A 21425-nucleotide genomic window follows, 5' to 3' on the forward strand; every position below is an offset into this window, starting at 1 on the left:
ATGGGATTGTTAGACAGAGACTTGTGGAAAGAGGTATTTGCCACCCTGAGCAAGAACATGCTCCGGACCTTCCTGACGACCCTCGGGGTGATCTTCGCGATCGTCATCCTCATCGGCCTGCTCGGGGCGACCAACGGCATGAAGAACGGCTTTGACAAAATATTTGCAGGAACTGCCACCAACAGTATGTTCCTCTGGGCCCAGCGCACATCCATGCCTTATAAGGGCTTTGAACGGGGACGTTCCATTGACCTCTCATTGAGCGATGTGGACATGATCATGCGTGAAGTGCCCGAAGTGGATGTCATCTCCCCAAGGATACAGCTCGGGAACTTCCGGGGGACGGTAACCGTCATCCGCGGTGGAAAATCGAGCGGTTCCAGCGTGTACGGGGACTTCCCCACCATCGACCTGATGTCCAAGAAAAAAATGGTGGAGGGGCGTTTTTTGAACCAGAACGATATTGAAGGGGCCCGGAAGGTTTGTGTGATCGGGGTCGACGCCTACAAACTGCTCTTTGAAAAAGGGGAAAATGCCATTGGCGAAAGCGTTCGCATCAACGGGGTCTATTTTACCGTGGTAGGCATCTTCAAGCGAAACGACAATATCAATTTTGAAGGCGAAAATACCGTCTTTGTGCCCTTTACCACCTTCCAGACCGCCTTCAACAGCGGGGACGAGGTGGGCTGGATGGCCATCCTGGTGGACGCGGACAAATCGGTGGCCGTGGCCGAACGCAAAATCAAGGCACTTCTGAAGCGCAAGTACAATATCCACCCGGACGACCCCCGGGCATTCGGGTCCTTCGATTTCTCCCAGATATTCGAAGGGATCAATGCCTTTACCATGGTGCTTTCCGGGTTCTCGTTCTTTGTGGGAATTTTCACCCTGCTGGCAGGGGTCATTGCGGTGAGTAACATCCTGCTGATTACCGTCAAGGAACGGACCAACGAAATCGGCATCCGGCGCGCGCTGGGGGCCACCCCGGCCAACATCAAGCGTCAGATCGTGCTGGAATCCATCGTGCTGACGTTCTTTGCAGGGCTTATCGGGTTTATCATCTCCATCGGGCTGCTGCATGCCCTGGACATTGCCTTCGGGCAAACCGACGACGCCCCGTTCACCAACCCGACCGTAAGCCCGCTGCAGGTAATCGTTTCCTTTACGCTGATGGTCACCCTGAGCATCCTGATCGGGATGATCCCCGCCAACCGGGCGGTGAAGATCAAGCCCATCGATGCCTTACGCGAAGAATAACATTGAATACCGGAAGAATAAAATTCAAAACAGATAGCTAATTAATTATATCAACCATGAATAAATATGTTAAATACGGACTCTTAGCCGTTGTCGCCCTGGGCGCGTTCTACGCGATTGCCCGGGTTCTCAAGACCAACAGCAAACCGGCCGAGCTGTACGAAACCGAGAAGCCTTCCAAGCAGAATATCGTCAACAAGGTGGTGGCTACCGGGAAGGTGATCCCCAAGGAAGAGGTGGATATCAAGCCCCAGATTTCCGGTATCATCGAAAAGATTTACCTGGAAGAAGGCGCCCGTGTCAATGCGGGTGACCTGATCGCGGTGATCAAGGTGGTCCCCAACGAGCAGGCCCTGAACCAGGCCCAGGGCCGGGTCCGCAACGCCGAGATCGCCCTGAACAACACCAAAATCGAATACGACCGGAACAAGACCCTCTTTGACCGGGGGGTGATCTCCAGCCAGCAATTCAACGACCTCCAATTGCAGTACGACCAGGCCAAGCAGGAACTGGAGAATGCCCGGGCCGATTACCAGATCATCCGCCGGGGCTCTGCCGGGGGCTCTTCGAGCGCCAACACCAATATACGCGCCACGGTAGCCGGGACCATCCTGGAAATCCCGGTGGAGGAAGGCGACCAGGTGATCCAGTCGAACAACTTCAACGACGGGACCACCATTGCCACTATCGCCGACCTCGGGCAGATGATTTTCGAGGGACAGGTGGACGAGGCCGAAGTTGGCAAACTGGAGCTGGGAATGCCCCTGAAGATCACCCTCGGGGCCATACAGGAACAGGAATTTGAAGCCGACCTGAAATTCATCGCCCCCAAAGGGGTAGAGGAGGAAGGGGCCGTGCAGTTCCGGATCGAAGGCAACGTTGCCCTGGACTCCTCCCATTTTATCCGGGCAGGATACAGTGCCAATGCCTCCCTGGTCCTCTCCCAGAAGGACAGCGTCCTTGCCGTGAAGGAGGCCTGGCTGCAGTTCGACAAGGAGACCGACAAACCCTACGTGGAAGTCAAGACCGGGGAGAATGCCTACGAGCGCCGCGATATCGAGACCGGGATTTCGGACGGTATTTTCGTGGAGGTGCTTTCCGGCCTGACCGAGGAGGACGAAATCAAAATCTGGAGCAAGACGGAACCCATGGATTCCGACGAGAGCTAAATAGCCAATTCATCAAAGATTCAAAAAATGAACACCATCAATTCAATAAGAACTTCTCGTGCCCTAAAGTTGCTCCTGTTGCTGTTTGCCTTTTCGGCAGGGGCGTTGCAGGCGCAGAAACGGGAATGGACCCTGGAGGAATGCGTTACCTACGCCGTTGAAAACAACCTGGATATCCAGCAATTCCAGCTGGCGCTGGAGCGGACGCTGATCGAGAAGTCGGATGCCTTGGGCGACATGCTTCCCGGGCTGAGCGCCCAAACCCAGGTGGGACGGAATGTCGGTTTTACCATCGAACCGTCCACCAACGCCCCGACAACGGAGGGGATTACCACAGCCAGTGCCAACCTAACCGCTTCAATGACGCTGTTTGACGGTCTGCGGAACATCAACCGCGTACAGCGGGCCAAGATGAATGCGCTTGCCAGCCAGTACCAACTCCAGGACCTGGTGGACGATATCCGCCTGAATGTCGCCAACGCCTACCTGGACGTTCTCTCCAACAAGGAGTCGCTCAAGACCTTCCGGGCGCAGTATGCCGTGACCGAGCAGGACCTGAACCGGACCCGGGAGCAGGTGGAGGCCGGAGTCCTTCCCCGCGGGGATTTGCTCGAGGTCCAGGCAACCGCTGCCACCCAGGAGCAGCAGATCATCAATGGGGAAAATGACGTGTTGTTTTCCCGTATCGTGCTGGCACAGCTGCTGCAGATCACGGATTACGAAAATTTCGATATAGCCGACCAGGAATTTGAGGTACCCCCCTCCGACATCCTCGACAATTCCCCCAAGGTAATTTTCGACAAGGCGCTGACCTTCCGGAACGATATTGCCTTTTCCCGTTCCAACGTGGAATTGGCTGAACAGGACCTGAAGATTGCCAAAGGTGCCTACCTGCCTACCCTGAGCGGCTTCTTCAATTACAACACCCGGTATTCCAGCAACACCACCCTGCCAGACCCGGCCAACCCGGGGTCGTTCTATTCCCCGGCATTCGTGGACCAGTTGTGGATCCTGGACGGGATTTCCTACGGGGCCCGGCTGGATATCCCGATTTTCAACGGGTTCAACACGCGCAACAATGTGCAGCGGGCCAAGATCGATGTGATGCGGGCCGAGCTGCAGCTGGAACAGGACAAACTCGCCCTGGAGACCGATATCAACAGGGCGTACCTGGATATCCAGAATTTTGCCAAGTCCTATGAAGCCGCCCAGCGCACGCTGGAAGCCCGGGAACTGGCGTTGGAATATGCCAAGGAGCGCTATGAGGTGGGGCTGATGAATGCCTTTGACTTTGGGCAGGCCCAGTCGCGGGTGGATAATGCCCGGGCCGATGTGATCCGGACCAAGTACAATTACATCTTCCGTATCAAGGTGCTGGAGTTCTATTTTGGACTGCCGATTGCACTGAATTAAACGGGTGCGGAACGGGGGTTAACGACCCGGGCCAAACGGAGCAGTAGCTCCGGGATACCGTGAACCGGTAGGAAACAAAAAGGCAACCCCGGCTTTCAATTTTGAAAGCCGGGGTTGTATCTTTGGGGGCTATGGCCTGGATCCTGAATATTGAAACTGCGTCCACGAATTGTTCGGTGGCCCTCTTCGAGGGAACCCATCTTCGCGCATTGCGGGAAGATCCCAGCCCGGGGTATTCCCATGGGGAACTGTTGCATGTTTTTATCGGGGAAGTCCTGACAGAAGCCGGGATTGCCGGCACTACCCTTGAAGCAGTGGCAGTGAGCAAAGGACCCGGTTCCTACACCGGGTTGCGGATCGGGGTGGCATCGGCCAAGGGCCTGTGCTTTGCCCTGGGCATCCCGATGATTGCCCTTCCTACACTTAGCGTGCTGGCGGCCGGCGCACAGGTTTCGGACGGTTTGCTTATCCCCATGCTGGACGCCAGGCGGATGGAAGTCTATTCGGCTGTGCTGGATATGGAAGGGAATGAGGTCCGTGAAACCCGGGCGGAGATATTGGATGCCGGATCCTTCCGGGAATTCCGGGGACGGGGCCCCCTGCACCTGATAGGGAGCGGGGCCTCAAAGGGTCGGGAAGTGTTGGGAAATGAACCGTTCATCTACCATGCCGACCTGCAGCCATCTGCGCAGCAAATGGGTCCCATGGCGCACCGGGCTTTCCTGTCCGGGCAGTTTGAGGACCTGGCCTATTTTGAGCCGTATTACCTGAAGGACTTTATCGGGACCCTGAAAAAGGGTTAATTGACAGCTTCCAGGCTGTTGTAATACGCGACCAGTTGCATGGCATCTTCCAGCTTGCGCAGGTTGAGGTTATTGCGTGCGATGTATTCCTTGAGCGTATCCCGGTGGTTACCCAGGCTGGCAATCAGGCTCGCCTTCCGGAGGGAAATTGGTTCCATGGGGTCGTCCCCGATCCGCAGGAAAAATTCCGAGGCGTCGAAATACTCGGGCTTCCGGGTATCCTCATAACCGTGCTCCGGCAGGGCCGGTCTGCGGTAATTCTTGACGGGTCGCTGGTACAGCACCACGCGCTGGCCCGGGTTCAGGGGGATGAAGTATTCCCGTTCGATGTCCCCTCCCTTACTTACGGGGTGTACCTCAAAAGTCTTGTCGTCGAGTTCAACCGTGATGTTTTCCCGCTTTAACAGGCTGTGTTCCTGCCCATCCGGCCCCAGGTAAAGCATCTGGCCCGTAAAGGCATTGAACCGCATCAGGCGTTCTTCCTTCAGCGTATTGTCGGGATTCTCAATAATGATCGTTCCCTTTTTATAGATCTCTTCCAGGTACGGGGTGCCGTTTACCGGGAGGTCGTACAGGACAATTTCGAACATCCCGTCATATTGTTTCCATTGGTTGCCGTTAAATTGGGCCGATGCCAGCAGGGCACCGCCCAGTACGGCTGATATAAATAAGATTTTTGTTTTCATAGCTTTGAAATATATAACCCTAATATACTAAAAAACAAGGAGATACGCAAGTAAATCCTACTTTGATTTCATGTGGATATCGCGCTGTGGGAACGGGATTTCGATACCTTCCTTGTCGAAGCGTGCCTTCAGGGTTTCCATCACGTTGAAGTGGGCGCCCCAGAAGTCCGCGTTTTTAGCCCAGAAACGAAGGCTCAGGTTCACTGAGCTGTCCGCGAGTTCCCCTACATAAACCTCCGGTGCCGGATCCTTGAGGATGCGCTCATCCTCCGCGCAGATCTCCAGCAGGATGTCCTTGGCCTTCTTGATATTGGACCCATAGCCGATGCCCACGGTGATCTTGTCGCGGCGGGTGTCTTCGGCACTGTAGTTCACGATGTTGTCATTGGACAGCTTGCCATTGGGGATAATGGCCAACTGGTTACCGAAGGTATTGAGCTTGGTGGTAAAGATGTTGATCTCCTTTACCGTGCCGTCCACCCCCTGTGCGGAAATCCAGTCCCCGACACGGAAGGGTTTGAAAATCAGGATGAGTACGCCCCCGGCAAAATTCGAGAGGGACCCCTGCAGGGCCAGGCCCACCGCAAGACCCGCGGCACCCACGATGGCCACCAGGGAGGAGGATTTAACCCCGAGTTGCGTAATGACCAGCACAAAAAGCAGGAGCTTTAGCCCGATCCGGATAAAACTCTGAAGAAACGTTTCCAGCGCCTGGTCGTAGTCCTTTTTCTCAAAAAACCGGCGGACGATCCGGTTGATAAAGCCGATAACCCATAACCCGACAACCAGCGTCAGGATGGCGGTTATCACGCTGGGCAAAAATTCCCAGAACCATTCGATGCCCTTTTCGAAATGTTCTTTGTAGTCTCCTAGTTGATCCATTGGATAGTGCGTATTGGTTGAACGTGCGGAAATAATAAGAAATTTAGGCAGGATCGGCAACTTTACCAGTTTAAAAATCTGTTAATCTACTCCGCCCAGGACCTGAGTTCCTTCAGGGCTTCGGCTGCATCTTCCAGGGGCCTCCTGCAGCTGCCTTCCCGGCAGATATAGATACGTGTTTGCCCGGGGTCAAACCGTCCTTTAAAAAGCGGGAGGCCGGATTCCGACTCGCTTGGTGCCACCAGGCATTGGGGCAGGTATTTTTCCAGCAGGCCGGCCGAAAGTGTACCGGCTTCCGGTCCGCAGACCGCCACCTCGTAAAAGGGCTCACCCATCCACAGGGCCAGTTGCATCCAGTTGGCGTATTGGGAAGCATAGCGTTCCATGGACGGGGCAACCGCCCGGAGCATTTGTCGGGAGCGGTTTTTCCATTCGGACCGGCCAAAGAAGCCTCCGAGCAAATACAGGTTTTTGGCCATGATGGAATTCGATGCGGGGATGACATTATCGGCCGTTTCCAGGCTTCTCCGGATCAGCGCCGGGTCCAGGGCCGAAGTGAAGTACAGCACCGGGTTTTCTTCGTCGCCGAAATGCGCAAGTGCATAGCTGCACAGGTCCTGCGCCCGTTCCATCCAGGCGGGGTCGCCCGTGGCCCCGTACAGGGCGATATAGCCTTCCGCAAGGGCTGCGTAATCCTCCAGGAACCCGTGGCCCTTTCCGTCGCCCCCGCGGGTGCTGTGGGGGACACTGCCATCCTCCCGGGTCACGGTGCCTGCCAGGTAGGCGCCCAGGGCGAGGGCGGCTTCCCGGGCCTCCTCCAGGCCGGTATACCGCCACGCTTCGGCCAGCCCGCCGAGCAACAGGCCGTTCCAGGAGGTGAGGACCTTGTCGTCCAGGCGTGGGGGCTCCCGCTTGTCCCGGATTGTCAGCAGCCGCTCCCGGCAGGAAGCCAGTTTTTCCCGGACCGCGTTTTCCGTCAGACCGAAGCGCCGGGCCAGGTCCGCTTCGCCTTCGGTGCGGATCAGCACGTAGTTGCCGTTTTCCCAGTGACCGAAGTCATTGATGTTATAGGCCGAGGCGAACAGGGGAAAATCCACCCCGAGGACCTCCTGAAGGGTGGTTTTCTTCCAGCAGTAATATGCACCTTCCTCTAGCTGGCCGCTGCTGTCGATGCTGTCGGCATCCAGGGATGCAAAAAACCCGCCCATGGGATCCCGGAGGTCCCGGACCAGGAACCGGATGGTCCGGGAAACCGTTTCCCGGTACAGCGGATCCCCGTAGTGCGCATAGGCCCTTGCGTAGAGGCTGAGGAGCTGAGCATTGTCGTAAAGCATTTTTTCGAAATGGGGGACATGCCACCGGCTGTCCACGGAGTACCTGGAGAACCCACCGCCGAGGTGGTCAAAGAGCCCTCCATAGGCCATGGAGCGCAGGCTGAGCCGGACATGCGCGGCAATTTCCGGATCGGCCCGGACCGCGTCCAGGTGCATGAGCGCCTGCAGGGTGACCGGCATCATGAATTTGGGGGCGCCCTGCATCCCCCCGTATTCGGGGTCAAAACGGGGCTTCCAGGAAGCGACCCACTCCGTCACCTGTTCCGTGCCGGGCAGGCCGGTGCCAGGTTCCGCCCCGGGCAGGTTGATGCGGGAAAGGGCGGAACTCAGGTCGGAGGCGTATTCCCGGATCCGTCCGGGATCCTGCCGGTACATCCTTCCCAGTTGTTCCAGGGCCTGCAACCACCGGTCCCTTGGCAGGTAGGTGGCACCCCAGAACGGCTTCCCGTCCGGCAGGGCCGCCACGTTAAGCGGCCAGCCTCCCGAACCGGTCATGATCTGCAACGCATCCATGTAGATCTGGTCCACATCGGGACGTTCTTCCCGGTCTACCTTTACCGGGATAAAAAGCGTGTTCATCACCTCGGCCACCCCCGGGTCCTCGAAGCACTCGTGCTCCATGACGTGGCACCAGTGGCAGGCCGCATAGCCAATGCTGATCAGCAGCGGTTTGTCCTCCCTGACGGCGCGTTCCAGGGTGGCTTCGTTCCAGGGGAGCCACCGGACCGGGTTATGGGCATGCTGCAGGAGGTACGGGCTGGTCTCGTGGATGAGTTCGTTGGGCGGGTTTTTTTCCATGGATGAGGCGTTGGGTGCACCCCGGTCGGGGGCACTGCTTTCAGGGGTTGGTATAAATAGTTGGAACAAAAAGGCGCCCCCTGGAGGAGGGCGCCCTGAATTTCAGGTATTCGACGGCTATTTGACCTCGAAGGTGATTTTGGTGTTTACCCGGTAGCTCTCGATCTTTCCGTCCCTGACCGTGCAGCTTTGTTCATTGATATACACGGAGCGGATGTTTTGGACCGACTTGTTGGCCTGGGCCAGGGCTTTCTGTGCGGCGTCTTCCCAACTCTTATCGGAATTCGCCAGTACTTCTATTACTTTTAAAACTGCCATAATTTCTGTTTTAGGGTTTCCCCTTAAAGTAAGAAATAAAGGCCGGATTCCAAAGGTTCCTTGCAGGTTTAACCGTTGATGGCGACTACGTCCGAAACCTTGTCACCCAGCATGTTCCGCAGCATGGTCTCAATCCCATTTTTCAGGGTAAAGGTCGACGAGGGACAACCGCTGCAGGCTCCCTGAAGCACCACATGCACGGTTTTGCTCTCCGCCTCATAGGACTGGAAAACGATATTGCCCCCATCACTGGCTACGGCCGGCTTGACGTATTCCTCCAGGATGCTCGCGATTTCCTGCGAGACCGGGTCCAGGTTGTCCATCCCGCCCGCCGGTATCCCGGCGACGGATTTGCTTTCGGCCGCGGCACCCGGTTCCAGTACCTCCCCACCAGAAGCAAGGTATTCCCGGATGAATTCCCGCAGTTCCATACTGACGTCTTCCCACTCGGCCACTTCGTATTTGGTCACCGAAATGTAATTGTGGTCCATAAAAACCTCCCTGACAAAGGGAAAACCGAAGAGCTTGCGCGCAAGGGGGGAGTGTTTTGCCTGGTCGATGTCCTTGAATTCAAAGACGTCCGGCACCAGTTTTTTGTTGGCGACGTATTTCATGACGGCGGGGTTGGGCGTCACTTCCGCATAGACGGTAACCGCCACCCGGGAACCCTTTTCGGGCTCGTTCACCACCGGTTCCCCGGCATTGAGGTACTCCACCAGTTGCTGGGCTACCTCCTGCTTTACATCGTCCCATGCCACGATGTCAAATCGCTCCATCGCCACGAAGTTCCCGGAAATATATACCGTTTTGATAAAGGGCAGGTAAAACAATTGCTGGGCCAGGGGGGAGTCCTTGGCCTCGTCGATATTCTTGTATTCGTAGCTTCCCTTGTGGACCAGCGGCCGGTTTGCCTCGAACTTGAGGATGGCCGGATTGTTGGTTTCCTTCAGGGTGATGACATATTCTTCCATCGTATTGAATTTGTGCAAAATTACGGTATTTTGGCCGGACTCGCTCATATAATAATAGCAGCTTTATACCGTTATACAGTATATTTAAAGGCATATAAAACCTGAGCCCCAGCCCTTTTCGATGAGAAAATTCCTGCTTTGTTTAGTCGCCTGCTTTGCGTCTGCGACCTGGTCGCTTTCGGCACAGGAGGGAATCCCCGTCTATTTTGACTATCTCTCGGATAACTACTACCTGATCCATCCGTCCATGGCGGGAATCGGCCTGGGGGGCAAGATCCGCCTGACGGCGCGCCAGCAATGGTTCAGCGTGGACGAAGCACCCAATATGCAAACGCTCAACGCGCATTACCGCGTCCCGGAAACGCGCAGCGGCCTCGGGGCCATCCTGTTCAACGATGCCAACGGGTACCATTCCCAGACCGGCCTGAAGCTCACCTATGCCCACCACCTCCAGTTTGGCAGTGATATCCGGGTCCTCAACCAGCTTTCATTCGGCATGAGCCCGACCATCCTGCAAAGCAGCCTGGACGAGACCGAATTCCGCTCCGTGGTGCCCGACCCGGCGGTAACAGGCGCCAAAATCAGCGCCACCTATTTCAACCTGGACCTGGGCATGTCCTATTCCTATATGGATTTTTACGCCCACGTCACCATCCTGAACCTGCTGGAGACCAAAAGGGAGCTCTACCGGATCGGCCGCGCCGACCCCGACAACGTCCCGGTCATCGACAACCTGAGGAGGTACCTCTTCTCGGTGGGCCATGTGTTCGGACGGGGCGAATGGCGGGTGGAGCCCTCCACCATGCTGCAGATCACCGAGTTTACCCAGGAAAAGGCAATCGATATCAACGCAAAGGTCTACAAGGATGTCGGGTTTGGTACCCTGTGGGGCGGCCTGTCCTACCGAAGGAGTTTTGACGGGGCCCAATTTGTTCAGAACGGGAATTTCGGGGAGCAGCGGCTGCAGTTGTTCACCCCCATAGTCGGCGTCAATGTGAACCGCTTTATGTTCTCCTATAACTATTCCTACCAGTCCGGGGACATCCGCCTGGACAGCGGCGGGTTCCACCAGATTACCCTGGGGTACGACTTCGGGCCCGAAAGGGAAGATCGCTTCGACTGTTATTGCCCGGCGGCTAATTATTGAATCCGCCTTTTTGCCAACCAGCCGGGGAGTCTGCCGGTTTTAAACCAAAACGCCCGGCACCGAACTGAACGGCCCGCCGGGCGTTTACCAACCCCACCTTCCAACACGGCTACTGCACCCAGGTAAAGGCTTTGCGTTCGGCCTGTTTCCGGACGGCCTTCAGCAGAGCTGCCTGTAACCCGCTTTCGGCCTCCGGCCTGTTTTCGGACAGGTAGGCGGCGCGTTTCGCATTCGCTTTTTGGATATCCTCCTGAATGGCCTTGCGCTCTTGTCGCCGGGCCTCCAGGTACGCCTTCAATTCCCCGGTTTCCATTTGCTGCAAATTCCCCGGCAATCCTTCCCGGTCCAGCTCGGCGAGGTCCAGTTTACCCCTGGCATGGGCATCCACCAGGTCCCAGCTCTCGTTGCTGTAGAAGGCGGAGCTTTTACTGACGGCGCGATCCACCATGACTGCCTCCTCCATTTCGGCGGCATTGGCATCCTGGGCAGCCTGTTGCTGCTTCCGGGAAGCCCCCATCCGGCCATAGCCGATATAGGTCTTGTTCAGTTGTTGGTTCAGGCGGATAATCACTTCGTCGTAGGGGGTTTTTACATGGACGATGGCCCGGTTATGGTCGATGGCGGTATAGTCCCCGCGGCCGCGGCGCGCCCCGTCGGCCCAGAGTGTGCGTACCCCGAGCTGGTAATCGCCGCAGAAGATGGTGTTGACCACCACATCCTGCTCCGCTGCGTTTTCCAGTACGGATTCATAGGGGATGCGTCCCTGGTTGAAGGGCTCGTTTCCGGCAATGAAGATGAATTTCAGATCCCCGGAGTTGGAACTCCATTGAAGCTGACGCATGGCCGATTGTATGACCTGCCCGCAAAACTCCTCCCCCCCGTTCGTACTCAGGGAAAAAAGGCGTTGGGAGATCTCGTCCAGGTCCCGGCTGAAGGGAAGTACCTGGCGGATAAAACCTTCCCCTGCCGACAGGCCGTCGTTGCCGTATTCGTACAGGGCGATTTCCAGGTCCGGCACCTGCCGTTCGCGACAGCGTACATAGCTGAATTCATTGACCAGGTCCCAGAGGGTTGCCTTGGCCTGGTTGATCAGCCCGTCCATGCTGTTGCTCGTATCCAGCAAAAGGGCAATCTGTACCCTGGGACGGGTTTTGACAGGGGTTGTTTTAACACCGGCATCCTGGAGAGGAGGCGTCCCCCCCATCCCTGCGAAAGGGAGGGCCATAAGGACAAGGGCCATCAGGCGTATTTTCTTTTTGACTTCCATAACAATTGATTTGTAGTACGGGGTACAATGTACAGGCAACTTTATGACCCTGCCAGCGGGAATGAGCCAGGCAACCTTTTTGGTTAGGCAGGATGCGGCCCCTTTTAGCCAACCGGCAAAAAACGTGATTTTTGCCTGTCTCCGAGGGGCTGTGGCGTTTTTTCGTATGGTATAAATGGACTAAGTTTATCCAAACGTTGCCATGCGCCCTCACCTGTTCCATCTGGTACTTTTTCTACTGGCCTGCCCGCTGCTACGCGGGCAGCAGCAGCTCGGCATTCAGGATTCGGCGGCGGGGGCAGTGCAACAGGAACAACCTCCGCTAGCCCGGCGGCACCGGCAGCTCCTGGATTCGGCCAATGCCTGTATGCGGCAGGATATCGGCAGGAGCCTGGACTTTGTCACCCGTTCCATGGAATTGCTGGGGGATCGCAGCAACCGGCGGGAACTCGCCCAATCCCTGACCACCCTGGGGGAGATCTACCAGTTCCACAACCAGTACGACCTGGCGATCAACAGCTACCGGGAAGCCCTGGAGACGGACAGGCGGCTTCGCACCCTGTTGTTGCTGGGCCGCGTCTATGTGCTCAATGAAGACTTCCGGGAAGCCGTAGACCTCCTCGTCCCCGAGGAGGACCGCCCGGGCCTGGCGCCCGACCAGCGGGTGGAGCTCTGTGAAACCCTCGGGGATGCCTACAGCGGGCTGGGGCAGGTAAATACGGCCGTATCCTATTACCAGCTGGCACTGACCATTGCGGATAAGAACCAGAACGCACCCAAGGTGCCGGATTTGAATTCAAAGATTGCACAGGCCTACGACCGGGCCGACCGCACCCAGGAAGCTGAAGCCTATTACGGGAATTCCCTCCAGCAGGCCAGGGCCCAGAACCCGGCCCGGGCCCTGCAGGAAAGTGAAAAGGTGGCGGATTTTTACAACAAGCGCAGCCGTTTTCCGGAGGAGATCGAACTCCGGAAGCAAAGCCTGGAACGGTTAAAGGAGCTGCCACAGGGGGTGCAGGCCCCGGAGGCCGATTCCATCACCGCCCAGGGGGTCAGCTACAAGATCGGAAATGCCTACCTGGCGCAGGACAAACAGGAGGAGGCCATCCCCTTCCTTTCCCGGAGTATTGCCGAGGCCAGTTCACGGGGCGACCTGGAAGTCGAAAAGGATGCCACCCGCAGGCTGTCCGAGGTCTACCGGAACCGGGGCGATTATAAAAAGGCCCTGGAACTCTACCAGAACTACGTGGCGCTCGTCGATACCCTCTACGTTCGCAAGGAACAGGAGCTCTCCCGGGCAGCCCGCTTCAGCCGGGAGATGGCCAGCAGCCAGAACCGCATCAGCACCCTGGAGCAGGAGCGGCAGCTTTCCCAGAGCAAATACGACCTGGCCCTTGCCGAACAGCGCCTGACCCAGGAGATCAACAAACGGCAGCGGTACATCATTTATTCCCTGGTTTTCGGGTTGCTGCTTACCGCCCTGGCCGCCTTTTTCTATTACCGGAGCAACCGGCAGAAGGAACTGGCCAACCACCTGCTGGCCCTCAAGGGGTTGCGATCCCAGATGAACCCCCATTTTATCTTCAATGCGCTGAATTCGGTCAATAACTACATCGCCCGCAACGACGAGCGCAGCGCCAACCGCTACCTCAGTGATTTTTCCCTGCTCATGCGCACGGTCCTGGAAAACTCCGAGAAGGACTTTATCCCGCTGAGCGAAGAAATCGAACTCCTGGAACTCTACCTGAAACTGGAACACGACCGGTTCCCGGACAAATTCGAATACCGGATCGAAGTGGACCCGGAGGTGGACCCGGAGGCGTATCGCATCCCCCCCATGCTCCTGCAGCCCTACCTGGAGAACGCCGTTTGGCACGGCCTGCGGTACAAGGAGGAGAAGGGGTTTTTGAAAGTGGCCATCCGGCCGCTCAACGCAAAGGCCATCAGCATCACCATCTCGGACAACGGGGTGGGTCGGAAACGATCGGCGGCCCTGAAGACGAAAAACCAGCAGCAACAGAAATCCAGGGGGATGGGGAATATCCGCAAGCGGATCGAAATCCTGAATCAGATGTACGGGGACCGGATCACGGTATCGGTTTACGACCTGAACCCCGATGGCAGCGGCACGCGGGTGGTACTAAATCTAAGAAGCGAATAATATGGAAATAACGGCGGTACTGATAGACGACGAGGCCCAGAGCCGGGAGATCCTGAGGACCTACCTTAGCAAATACTGTGATACAGTGCGTATTCTGGGCGAAGCGGCCAATGTCAACGAAGGCCTGGAGCTCCTGCGCAGCCAACAACCCGACCTGGTCTTCCTGGACGTTGAAATGCCCTTTGGCAATGCGTTTGACCTGTTGGAACAGGTCCCGGAACGGAACTTTGAAACCGTTTTTGTGACGGCCTACCAGCAGTATGCGATGGATGCGCTCAACAGCCATGCGGCCTACTATCTGATGAAACCGATATCCATCGATGCCCTGGTGGCTGCCGTGGATTACGTGCGGGAAATCAAGGGGAAGGAGGCCCGGCTGGACAACCGGGTGCTGCAGGGGGTGCAGGCGGTGGCCGGCAAGATCACCATCCCCCAGCTGGACGGGTTCCAGGTGCTCGAAGTCGCCGATATACAGTATTGCCAGGCCGATGACAACTACACGCAGATCTTCCTCAAGGATGGCAAGCTGCTGGTCAGCAAAACCCTGAAATACTTTGAGGATACCCTGAAGGAATTCGCCTTTGCCCGCGTGCACAAATCCTACCTGGTCAATGTGGCGGAAATCGTGCGGTACAGGAAAGGAAAGGGGGGGAGCGTGGTATTGGCATCCGGGAAGGAAATCGCCGTGGCCCCTTCCCGGAAAAAGCAGTTGCTGGAATTCTTTGAATAGGAGTATTCCGAATAGGAGTATATTGACACGAAACCTGCCCGCAGGAGCAGCTGGTTCCCGGGCATCAAAATCCATAGGATGAGTATCGTAAAAAGCGTTCGGGGGAAGGCCCCCCAGATAGGTGAGGATTGCTACCTGGCAGACAACGCGGTGGTGGTTGGCGATGTGGTCATGGGGGATCGCTGCAGTGTCTGGTTCAATGCGGTGGTACGCGGGGATGTGAATTCCATCCGGATGGGCCACCAGGTCAACGTGCAGGACGGGGCGGTGATCCACTGTACCTTTGAAAAGGCCGCCACGCAGATCGGCGACAATGTGTCCATCGGCCACAATGCCATCGTCCACGGGTGCACTGTCCGGGACAATGTGCTCATCGGCATGGGTAGCATCGTCATGGACCACTGCGACGTGGGTTCGTACAGCATCATCGCGGCAGGTGCCGTGGTTCCCCAGGGGACCGTGGTGCCGGAAGGCTCCATTTTTGCCGGGGTGCCCGCCCGGAAGATCGGGGAGGTACGCCCGGAGTTGCGCACCGGGGAGATAGAGCGGATTGCGAAGGCTTACATACGCTATTCGGGCTGGTTCAAGGATGGGGGAGGGGAGTAATATGGCCTTGCAACCTGCTGGCCAGGACCTGTGCAGGCTTGAAAAATGTGTACATTTGTGGCAATTGAACCGCCACTAATATGAAAGCATATGTATTTCCCGGGCAGGGTGCCCAGTTTACCGGGATGGGGAAGGACCTGTATGATGCCTTTCCCCAGGCACAGGTACTTTTTGAACAGGCAAACGATATCCTCGGCTTTTCCATCACCGAAATCATGTTCGGCGGGTCGGCCGAGGACCTGAAAAGGACCGAAGTTACCCAGCCGGCCATCTTCCTGCACTCCGTCATCCTGAGCCGCGTCCTGGGGGATGCCTTTGCCCCCGACATGGTGGCGGGCCATTCCCTGGGCGAGTTTTCTGCCCTGGTGGCAAACCACACCCTTTCTTTCGACGAGGGACTCAAGCTGGTATCACAGCGCGCCCAGGCGATGCAGAAGGCCTGTGAATTGAAGCCGAGTACCATGGCCGCCGTACTGGGCCTGGAGGACGCCGTGGTGGAGGAGGTTTGTGCCAAAGTTGCCGGTACCGTTGTGGCTGCCAATTACAATTGCCCGGGCCAATTGGTGATTTCGGGGGAAGTCCCCGCTGTGGAAAAGGCCTGCGAACTTCTCAAGGAAGCCGGGGCGCGCCGTGCCCTGGTCCTTCCGGTTGGTGGAGCTTTCCATTCCCCCCTGATGGAACCCGCTCGGGAAGAACTTGCCGCGGCCATCGAACGGGCCAAATTTGCGACCCCCCAATGCCCGATTTATCAGAATGTAACGGCTACTGCGGTTACCGATGTGGCCGAGATCCGCAAAAACCTGATCGCCCAGCTGACGGCTCCCGTCCGGTGGACACAAAGCGTGCGCCAGATGGTCGCAGACGGGGCCACGGAGTTTGTAGAGGTGGGCCCCGGCAAGGTACTGCAGGGCCTGGTCAAAAAGATCGAGCCCGGCGTTGATGCCGATTCCGCCCATCTTCCCGGATGAGGTTGTTTTCAACCCGGAAATGGGTTATTTTGACTGCTAAATTGGCCGGACACCCCTTTTTTCACTAATATTGAACCCCAACCTTAATGGCCTTGAGGCAAATGGCTTCAGCCTGAACACCAGACGCTTAACATTGGCGTACGCTATGAATCAGAGTCTCAATACTTCAAAATCCCCGTTTTTTTCCCGGGCTGGCCGGCAGTTCCTGTGGATTTTACTGCTATTGCCTATTTTTAGTGCGACTGGCCAGGCAACGGTATCCTTTTCTTCCGCTTCGGCCTCGGGCCCGGAAGCTACTAATGCAAACCTGCCAACCCTTTTTGTCGATGGCACAATCACCCTGGCCACCACCGTTACGGTCTCCGTTACTGGTGGAACAGCAGTCGGTGGGGGATCGGATTACAATTTCACGTCACCACAGGAAGTAACCATACCGGCAGGCGTTTACGACGGGACAACGGGAACCGATATTCCGATTCCAACCCTGTCGATCGTAAATGATGCCATTGTGGAGGGGGACGAAACAATCGTACTGGGCCTGAGCCTGCCCACGGGGGATGCCTCCTTGACGGCGCCAACCAGCACAACTTATACGATTACCAATGACGACACCGTAACGGTCTCCTTTTCGTCAGCTTCCGCCTCGGGGCTGGAATCGACCAATGCAAGCCTGCCGACGCTGTTTATTACAGGTACTGTTGCTGCGGCTACCACAGTAACGGTTTCGGCAACAGGGGGATCTGCCACTGGCGGGGGTACGGATTACAATTTTACTTCCCCCCAGGTAGTGAACATCCCTGCGGGGGTATATGATGGCACGGCAACCACGGATATTGCAATCCCGAACCTGTCAATCGTCAACGATCCCACACCGGAAATTTCCGAAACCATCACCCTGGGGTTGAGTGCGCCTACCGGTGATGCAAGCCTGGGAGGAATTACTTCAACAACTTACACCATTTTAAACGATGACGACCAGGTTCTCGTAATCAATAATGTCAGCCAGGCCGAAGGTTCCGGGGGCGGTACCACGGCATTTGGTTTTACAGTTTCCATCCAGGGCGGGACCAATGCCTTCCAGGATCTCAGTTTCCGGGTGAATACGAGCAACGGTTCAGCGAGCCAGCCTGGGGATTACATCCGCATCCAGAACCAGGTTTTTACCATCCCTGCCGGGCAGAACAGCGTGACCGTCCCGGTCAGTGTGGTTGCAGACGGCGATCCGGAACTCAATGAGACCTTCTCAGTCCAGATCGACAACCCCACCACCGGTGCAGCAATCGGCGCGGCCGACACGGGTACGGGTACCATAGAAAACGACGACAGCCAGACCATCAGCATCAATGATGTGAGTACCACAGAGGGGAATGGCGGAACCAAGAACTTCAACTTTACCGTCAGTGTGGACGGGGGCGGCGATGCCCTTGCAAACATCGGGTTTACCATCAACACAGCCAACGGTACGGCGACCGTTGCCAACAATGACTATGTGGCCCTAACCGGTGTCTCAGGAACCATCAACAGCGGGTCCAACAGCACCCAGGTCACCGTTGTTGTCAATGGGGACACCACCCCGGAACCCAACGAGACCTTTTCCGTGGTCCTCAGCAACCCGTCGAATGCGACTATCAACGATGGGACAGGCACGGGTACGATAACCAACGATGACAACCAGGTACTCGTAATCAACAACGTCAGCCAGGCGGAAGGCTCCGGCGGCGGCACAACGCCATTCAATTTTACGGTTTCCATACAGGGCGGGACCAATGCTTTCCAAAACCTTAGTTTCCGGGTGAATACGAGCGACGGGACAGCGAGCCAACCGGGGGATTACACCCGTATCCAGGACCAGATCTTTACCATCCCCGCAGGCTCCAACAGCGTAACGGTCCCGGTGAGTGTGATTGCCGACAACATCCCCGAACCCAACGAGACCTTTACCGTTGATATTGACCAGCCCTCGACGGGTGCCGTAATCGGTGCCACCGATACGGGCACCGGGACTATCGTAAATGACGACCAGCAGGGGCTGGTGATCAGCAACGTTTCCAGGGACGAAGGAAATTCAGGGAATAACACCTTTTCGTTCCAGGTGAGTATTTCCGGGGGAGGTAATGCCCTTCAGGATATCAACTTTACATACAGCACCCAGAACGGTACGGCAACCGTGGCGGACGGGGATTACCTGGGCCTGACCAATATTGGAGGTCAGCTGGCAGAGGGACAGTCCAGCGTGATCATCCCGGTTACGGTACTCGGGGACAACAAGGCAGAGGCAAACGAGACCTTTTCGGTGATCCTGTCCAATCCGCAGGGGGGTACCATCGCACAGGGTACGGGAACCGGCACCATCCTCAACGACGACAACAACAGCATCAGCATCGCCGATCTCACACAGAACGAAGGGAATACTGGGACCACCAACTTTGTGTTTACCGTTACGGTCGATGACGGTGCCATTGCCCTTCAGCAAATCGATTTTGAATTTGATACCTCCCCCAGCGGGGCCAATCCGGCCACTGCGGGAGTCGATTATGTCACAGTAAGCAATGGAACCGGCACTATACCGGCCGGGGCGACCAGCACTACCATCTCGGTGAGCGTCAATGGGGATACTGACCTGGAGCCGGCCGAGACCTTTACTGTGGAGATAAACAATATCAATAATGCCGACCCCGGCGACAATACGGCCATCGGGACTATCCAGAACGACGACCAGTGCGACGCAGGAGATAATGCCCCTGGATTGGAGGCGGATCAGGCTACCAATTTTTGTACGGGTGAAGTCATTCCTCCACTCACTGATTTCGTGATCAGTAACCCACCGGCGGGGACCACGCTCACCTTCAGCCAGAACATCGACCCCCTGGTGGTGGCCAACCACCTGAATGCCGCCCAGGTTGCCGCACCGGTTGCGGGGACCTATTATGCCTTCTATTATGACGCCGCCAACGGTTGTGCAAGCCCGTTGTTGACCCTTACGCTTGTCAGGAATGCAACACCTCTGCTGGATGGTATTTCCGGAGATGAACGCTGCGGACCTGGCGTTGTTACCCTTACGGCTACCGGAAATATCCCGGATTCCGCGAACAGCCCGGACATCAACTGGTATGATGCCCCCACAGGTGGGAACCTGGTATTCACGGGGGAAACCTATACCCCCAGCCTGTCGGCAACCACTTCATTCTTTGTGGAGGCCTTTGCCAACGGCTGCAGCTCCGCACGGGAGGAAGTGATAGCTTTTGTGGCACCCATTGTTACAGCAGGCACACCTTCGAATGCTTCGGCCTGTTCCGTGGCAGCCAACGGGCCTACCATCCGGGACCTGGATGACCGCCTCGTTGGGGAAGATGCCGGAAACTGGTTGGTTGGAGACGATCCTTCTAATGGAGAGGTAGTTATTGAACCTGGTAACCTTGTGGATTTTGAGGGCCTCCCGGCGGGCACCTATACCTTTGTCTTTACAACTACAGGTGCCCAGGCGCCCTGTACAAATGATTCGGAGATCATCAGCATCACCGTGACGGATTGCGATGTGGACACAGACGGGGACGGGCTCCTGGACGGGCTCGAAGCCACCCTGGAGACGGACCCGAACAACCCGGACTCCGATGGGGACGGGATTGACGATGGCACCGAAGTAGGCCCGGATACAGCCAATCCGCTGGACGAAGATGGGGACGGGATCATCGATGCCCTGGATTCGAATGTACTGGATGCGGATGCCGACGGGGTCAACGACCAGCAAGATCCGGCCAACACTAACCCCTGTATCCCCAACGCCAGTGCAGGCAACTGCGATGTGGACCTCGCCGTAACCAAAACCGTGGACAGCCCCCAAGCCGTTATCGGGCAGGAGGTCGTCTTTACTATAAGCCTTACCAACCTGACCGCAATCGAAGTGTCAGATATCCAGGTGGGGGACCTTTTGGAAACCGGCTTCGGCTTTGTGGGCGCCACTGCCAGTACCGGAACCTATGATTCCGCCACCGGGATCTGGACCGTGCCGCTGATTGCTGCCGAGGGAGCCGAAACCCTGGAAATCACGGCAACGGTGCTCGATACCGGGGTGTATACGAATACGGCCGAACTCCTGGATTCCAGCCCCCTGGACGGCAACCCGGCCAATGACGCGAGTACGGTTGAGGTGGAGATCGTCCTGCCGGAAGGCGCGGACCTGCAGATCACCAAATTTGCGCAGATCACCGGGGGCAGCGTCTCCGATTCAAGGATTAACCCGCTGGTGGATGACCGCATCCGCTTTGTGGTAACGGTCACCAACCTGTCCACAGATGCCACGGTTACCGACATCCAGGTGGAAGATATCATCAACCCGGAATCGGTAACCGGGTTTGAATACGTGCAACACACGAACCTCCCGGTAAGCGCCTTCCCCCCGGGCGCCTATAACCCGGATACAGGTATCTGGAACATCGCCAGCCTGGCGCCGGGAGCATCTGTGGAACTGAACATCGTGGTCTTTGTGCGCCAACCGGGGGAATTTACCAATACCGCATCCATCATTACCCCGGTCTCCGATGCCAACCCGGACAACAATTCGGCTTCGGTACTGGTCGTGGTAGGGGATGTCAACCAGGGCGAACCGCTGTTCAACCAGTTCTCCCCCAACGGAGACGGTACCAATGACCTGCTCAAAATCCAGCTCACCCGGGAAAACGAATTGACCGGAGTCCGTGAACCTTATATAGATTTATACTCCATCCGAATATTCAATCGCTACGGCCAGCAGATGCTGGAGGCAACCAACCTGGTAACGGATGTGATCTGGGATGGGGAGTACAACGGCTCGCCCGCCCCGGAGGGCACGTATTTTTATGTCCTGGAATACCGCACATTGCCGGAATTCGGGGGTGAACAGGTCACGGTCAAAGGCTGGATCCAACTGATTCGATAA

Annotated in this window: 16 protein-coding genes; 10 read left to right on the plus strand and 6 right to left on the minus strand. The window is 56.8% G+C overall.

Annotated features, from left to right (window positions below; translation table 11 throughout):
* From H7F20_RS05580 to tsaB, 4 genes are all read left to right on the plus strand, one after another.
* Entirely contained in the window at positions 1 to 1257 is a 1257-nt protein-coding gene (locus tag H7F20_RS05580) for an ABC transporter permease (protein ID WP_185785121.1), read from the plus strand.
* A 56-nt stretch (positions 1258 to 1313) separates the two neighbouring features.
* A complete protein-coding gene (locus H7F20_RS05585) occupies positions 1314 to 2426 on the plus strand; it encodes an efflux RND transporter periplasmic adaptor subunit (RefSeq protein ID WP_185785122.1) in 1113 nt (370 codons plus the stop codon).
* Between the two features lie 27 nt (positions 2427 to 2453).
* Positions 2454 to 3839, plus strand: coding sequence for a TolC family protein (locus tag H7F20_RS05590; RefSeq protein WP_185785123.1), 1386 nt, complete (start codon positions 2454 to 2456; stop codon positions 3837 to 3839).
* Positions 3840 to 3970: 131 nt separating this feature from the next.
* Positions 3971 to 4642: a tRNA (adenosine(37)-N6)-threonylcarbamoyltransferase complex dimerization subunit type 1 TsaB gene (gene tsaB / locus H7F20_RS05595; RefSeq protein WP_185785124.1), complete on the plus strand. Its 672-nt coding sequence runs from the start codon at positions 3971 to 3973 to the stop codon at positions 4640 to 4642.
* Here tsaB and H7F20_RS05600 read toward each other — a convergent pair.
* The 5 genes from H7F20_RS05600 to H7F20_RS05620 all read right to left on the minus strand — a co-directional run bounded on the left by H7F20_RS05600 (position 4639) and on the right by H7F20_RS05620 (position 9631).
* Positions 4639 to 5328, minus strand: a complete 690-nt coding sequence (locus H7F20_RS05600) for a hypothetical protein (RefSeq protein WP_185785125.1) — start codon at positions 5326 to 5328, stop codon at positions 4639 to 4641. The genes tsaB and H7F20_RS05600 overlap by 4 nt on opposite strands.
* Positions 5329 to 5385: 57 nt before the next feature.
* Positions 5386 to 6210, minus strand: a complete 825-nt coding sequence (locus H7F20_RS05605; protein WP_185785126.1) for a mechanosensitive ion channel family protein — start codon at positions 6208 to 6210, stop codon at positions 5386 to 5388.
* An 86-nt stretch (positions 6211 to 6296) separates the two neighbouring features.
* Positions 6297 to 8342: a thioredoxin domain-containing protein gene (locus H7F20_RS05610; protein WP_185785127.1), complete on the minus strand. Its 2046-nt coding sequence runs from the start codon at positions 8340 to 8342 to the stop codon at positions 6297 to 6299.
* Between the two features lie 117 nt (positions 8343 to 8459).
* On the minus strand, positions 8460 to 8660 hold the full coding sequence (locus tag H7F20_RS05615) for a dodecin family protein (protein WP_185785128.1): 201 nt from the start codon (positions 8658 to 8660) through the stop codon (positions 8460 to 8462).
* Positions 8661 to 8728: 68 nt separating this feature from the next.
* Complete coding sequence (locus tag H7F20_RS05620; RefSeq protein WP_185785129.1) at positions 8729 to 9631, minus strand: NifU family protein; 903 nt, start codon at positions 9629 to 9631, stop codon at positions 8729 to 8731.
* A gap of 121 nt (positions 9632 to 9752) precedes the next feature.
* Between H7F20_RS05620 and H7F20_RS05625 the strand changes: the two genes are divergently transcribed.
* A complete protein-coding gene (locus H7F20_RS05625) occupies positions 9753 to 10778 on the plus strand; it encodes a type IX secretion system membrane protein PorP/SprF (protein WP_185785130.1) in 1026 nt (341 codons plus the stop codon).
* A gap of 109 nt (positions 10779 to 10887) precedes the next feature.
* On the opposite strand, the gene H7F20_RS05630 is transcribed toward H7F20_RS05625, so the two are convergent.
* The gene (locus H7F20_RS05630; protein WP_185785131.1) at positions 10888 to 12045 is read right to left on the minus strand and encodes a VWA domain-containing protein; all 1158 of its coding nucleotides are present in this window, start codon (positions 12043 to 12045) and stop codon (positions 10888 to 10890) included.
* Between the two features lie 202 nt (positions 12046 to 12247).
* On the opposite strand from H7F20_RS05630, the gene H7F20_RS05635 reads away from it, so the two are divergent.
* The 5 genes from H7F20_RS05635 (at position 12248) to H7F20_RS05655 (ending at position 21425) form a co-directional block, all read left to right on the plus strand.
* Complete coding sequence (locus H7F20_RS05635; RefSeq protein ID WP_185785132.1) at positions 12248 to 14206, plus strand: histidine kinase; 1959 nt, start codon at positions 12248 to 12250, stop codon at positions 14204 to 14206.
* 1 nt (position 14207) lies between these two features.
* Positions 14208 to 14936, plus strand: coding sequence for a LytTR family DNA-binding domain-containing protein (locus tag H7F20_RS05640; protein ID WP_185785133.1), 729 nt, complete (start codon positions 14208 to 14210; stop codon positions 14934 to 14936).
* Between the two features lie 78 nt (positions 14937 to 15014).
* Complete coding sequence (locus tag H7F20_RS05645; protein ID WP_185785134.1) at positions 15015 to 15542, plus strand: gamma carbonic anhydrase family protein; 528 nt, start codon at positions 15015 to 15017, stop codon at positions 15540 to 15542.
* Positions 15543 to 15622: 80 nt separating this feature from the next.
* Positions 15623 to 16510, plus strand: coding sequence for an ACP S-malonyltransferase (gene fabD / locus H7F20_RS05650; RefSeq protein ID WP_185785135.1), 888 nt, complete (start codon positions 15623 to 15625; stop codon positions 16508 to 16510).
* A gap of 145 nt (positions 16511 to 16655) precedes the next feature.
* Positions 16656 to 21425 carry a Calx-beta domain-containing protein gene (locus H7F20_RS05655; protein ID WP_185785136.1) on the plus strand — a complete coding sequence of 1590 codons (4770 nt, stop codon included), beginning with the start codon at positions 16656 to 16658 and terminating at the stop codon, positions 21423 to 21425.

Source organism: Robiginitalea sp. SC105, assembly GCF_014243345.1.
GTDB lineage: Bacteria > Bacteroidota > Bacteroidia > Flavobacteriales > Flavobacteriaceae > Robiginitalea.

Bases quoted from the DNA above. Each gene is read 5' to 3' on its own strand.
- H7F20_RS05580 (WP_185785121.1), top strand. From the start codon at position 1: ATGGGATTGTTAGACAGAGACTTGTGGAAAGAGGTATTTGCCACCCTG.
- H7F20_RS05585 (WP_185785122.1), top strand. From the start codon at position 1,314: ATGAATAAATATGTTAAATACGGACTCTTAGCCGTTGTCGCCCTGGGC.
- H7F20_RS05590 (WP_185785123.1), top strand. From the start codon at position 2,454: ATGAACACCATCAATTCAATAAGAACTTCTCGTGCCCTAAAGTTGCTC.
- tsaB (WP_185785124.1), top strand. From the start codon at position 3,971: ATGGCCTGGATCCTGAATATTGAAACTGCGTCCACGAATTGTTCGGTG.
- H7F20_RS05600 (WP_185785125.1), bottom strand. From the start codon at position 5,328: ATGAAAACAAAAATCTTATTTATATCAGCCGTACTGGGCGGTGCCCTG.
- H7F20_RS05605 (WP_185785126.1), bottom strand. From the start codon at position 6,210: ATGGATCAACTAGGAGACTACAAAGAACATTTCGAAAAGGGCATCGAA.
- H7F20_RS05610 (WP_185785127.1), bottom strand. From the start codon at position 8,342: ATGGAAAAAAACCCGCCCAACGAACTCATCCACGAGACCAGCCCGTAC.
- H7F20_RS05615 (WP_185785128.1), bottom strand. From the start codon at position 8,660: ATGGCAGTTTTAAAAGTAATAGAAGTACTGGCGAATTCCGATAAGAGT.
- H7F20_RS05620 (WP_185785129.1), bottom strand. From the start codon at position 9,631: ATGGAAGAATATGTCATCACCCTGAAGGAAACCAACAATCCGGCCATC.
- H7F20_RS05625 (WP_185785130.1), top strand. From the start codon at position 9,753: ATGAGAAAATTCCTGCTTTGTTTAGTCGCCTGCTTTGCGTCTGCGACC.
- H7F20_RS05630 (WP_185785131.1), bottom strand. From the start codon at position 12,045: ATGGAAGTCAAAAAGAAAATACGCCTGATGGCCCTTGTCCTTATGGCC.
- H7F20_RS05635 (WP_185785132.1), top strand. From the start codon at position 12,248: ATGCGCCCTCACCTGTTCCATCTGGTACTTTTTCTACTGGCCTGCCCG.
- H7F20_RS05640 (WP_185785133.1), top strand. From the start codon at position 14,208: ATGGAAATAACGGCGGTACTGATAGACGACGAGGCCCAGAGCCGGGAG.
- H7F20_RS05645 (WP_185785134.1), top strand. From the start codon at position 15,015: ATGAGTATCGTAAAAAGCGTTCGGGGGAAGGCCCCCCAGATAGGTGAG.
- fabD (WP_185785135.1), top strand. From the start codon at position 15,623: ATGAAAGCATATGTATTTCCCGGGCAGGGTGCCCAGTTTACCGGGATG.
- H7F20_RS05655 (WP_185785136.1), top strand. From the start codon at position 16,656: ATGAATCAGAGTCTCAATACTTCAAAATCCCCGTTTTTTTCCCGGGCT.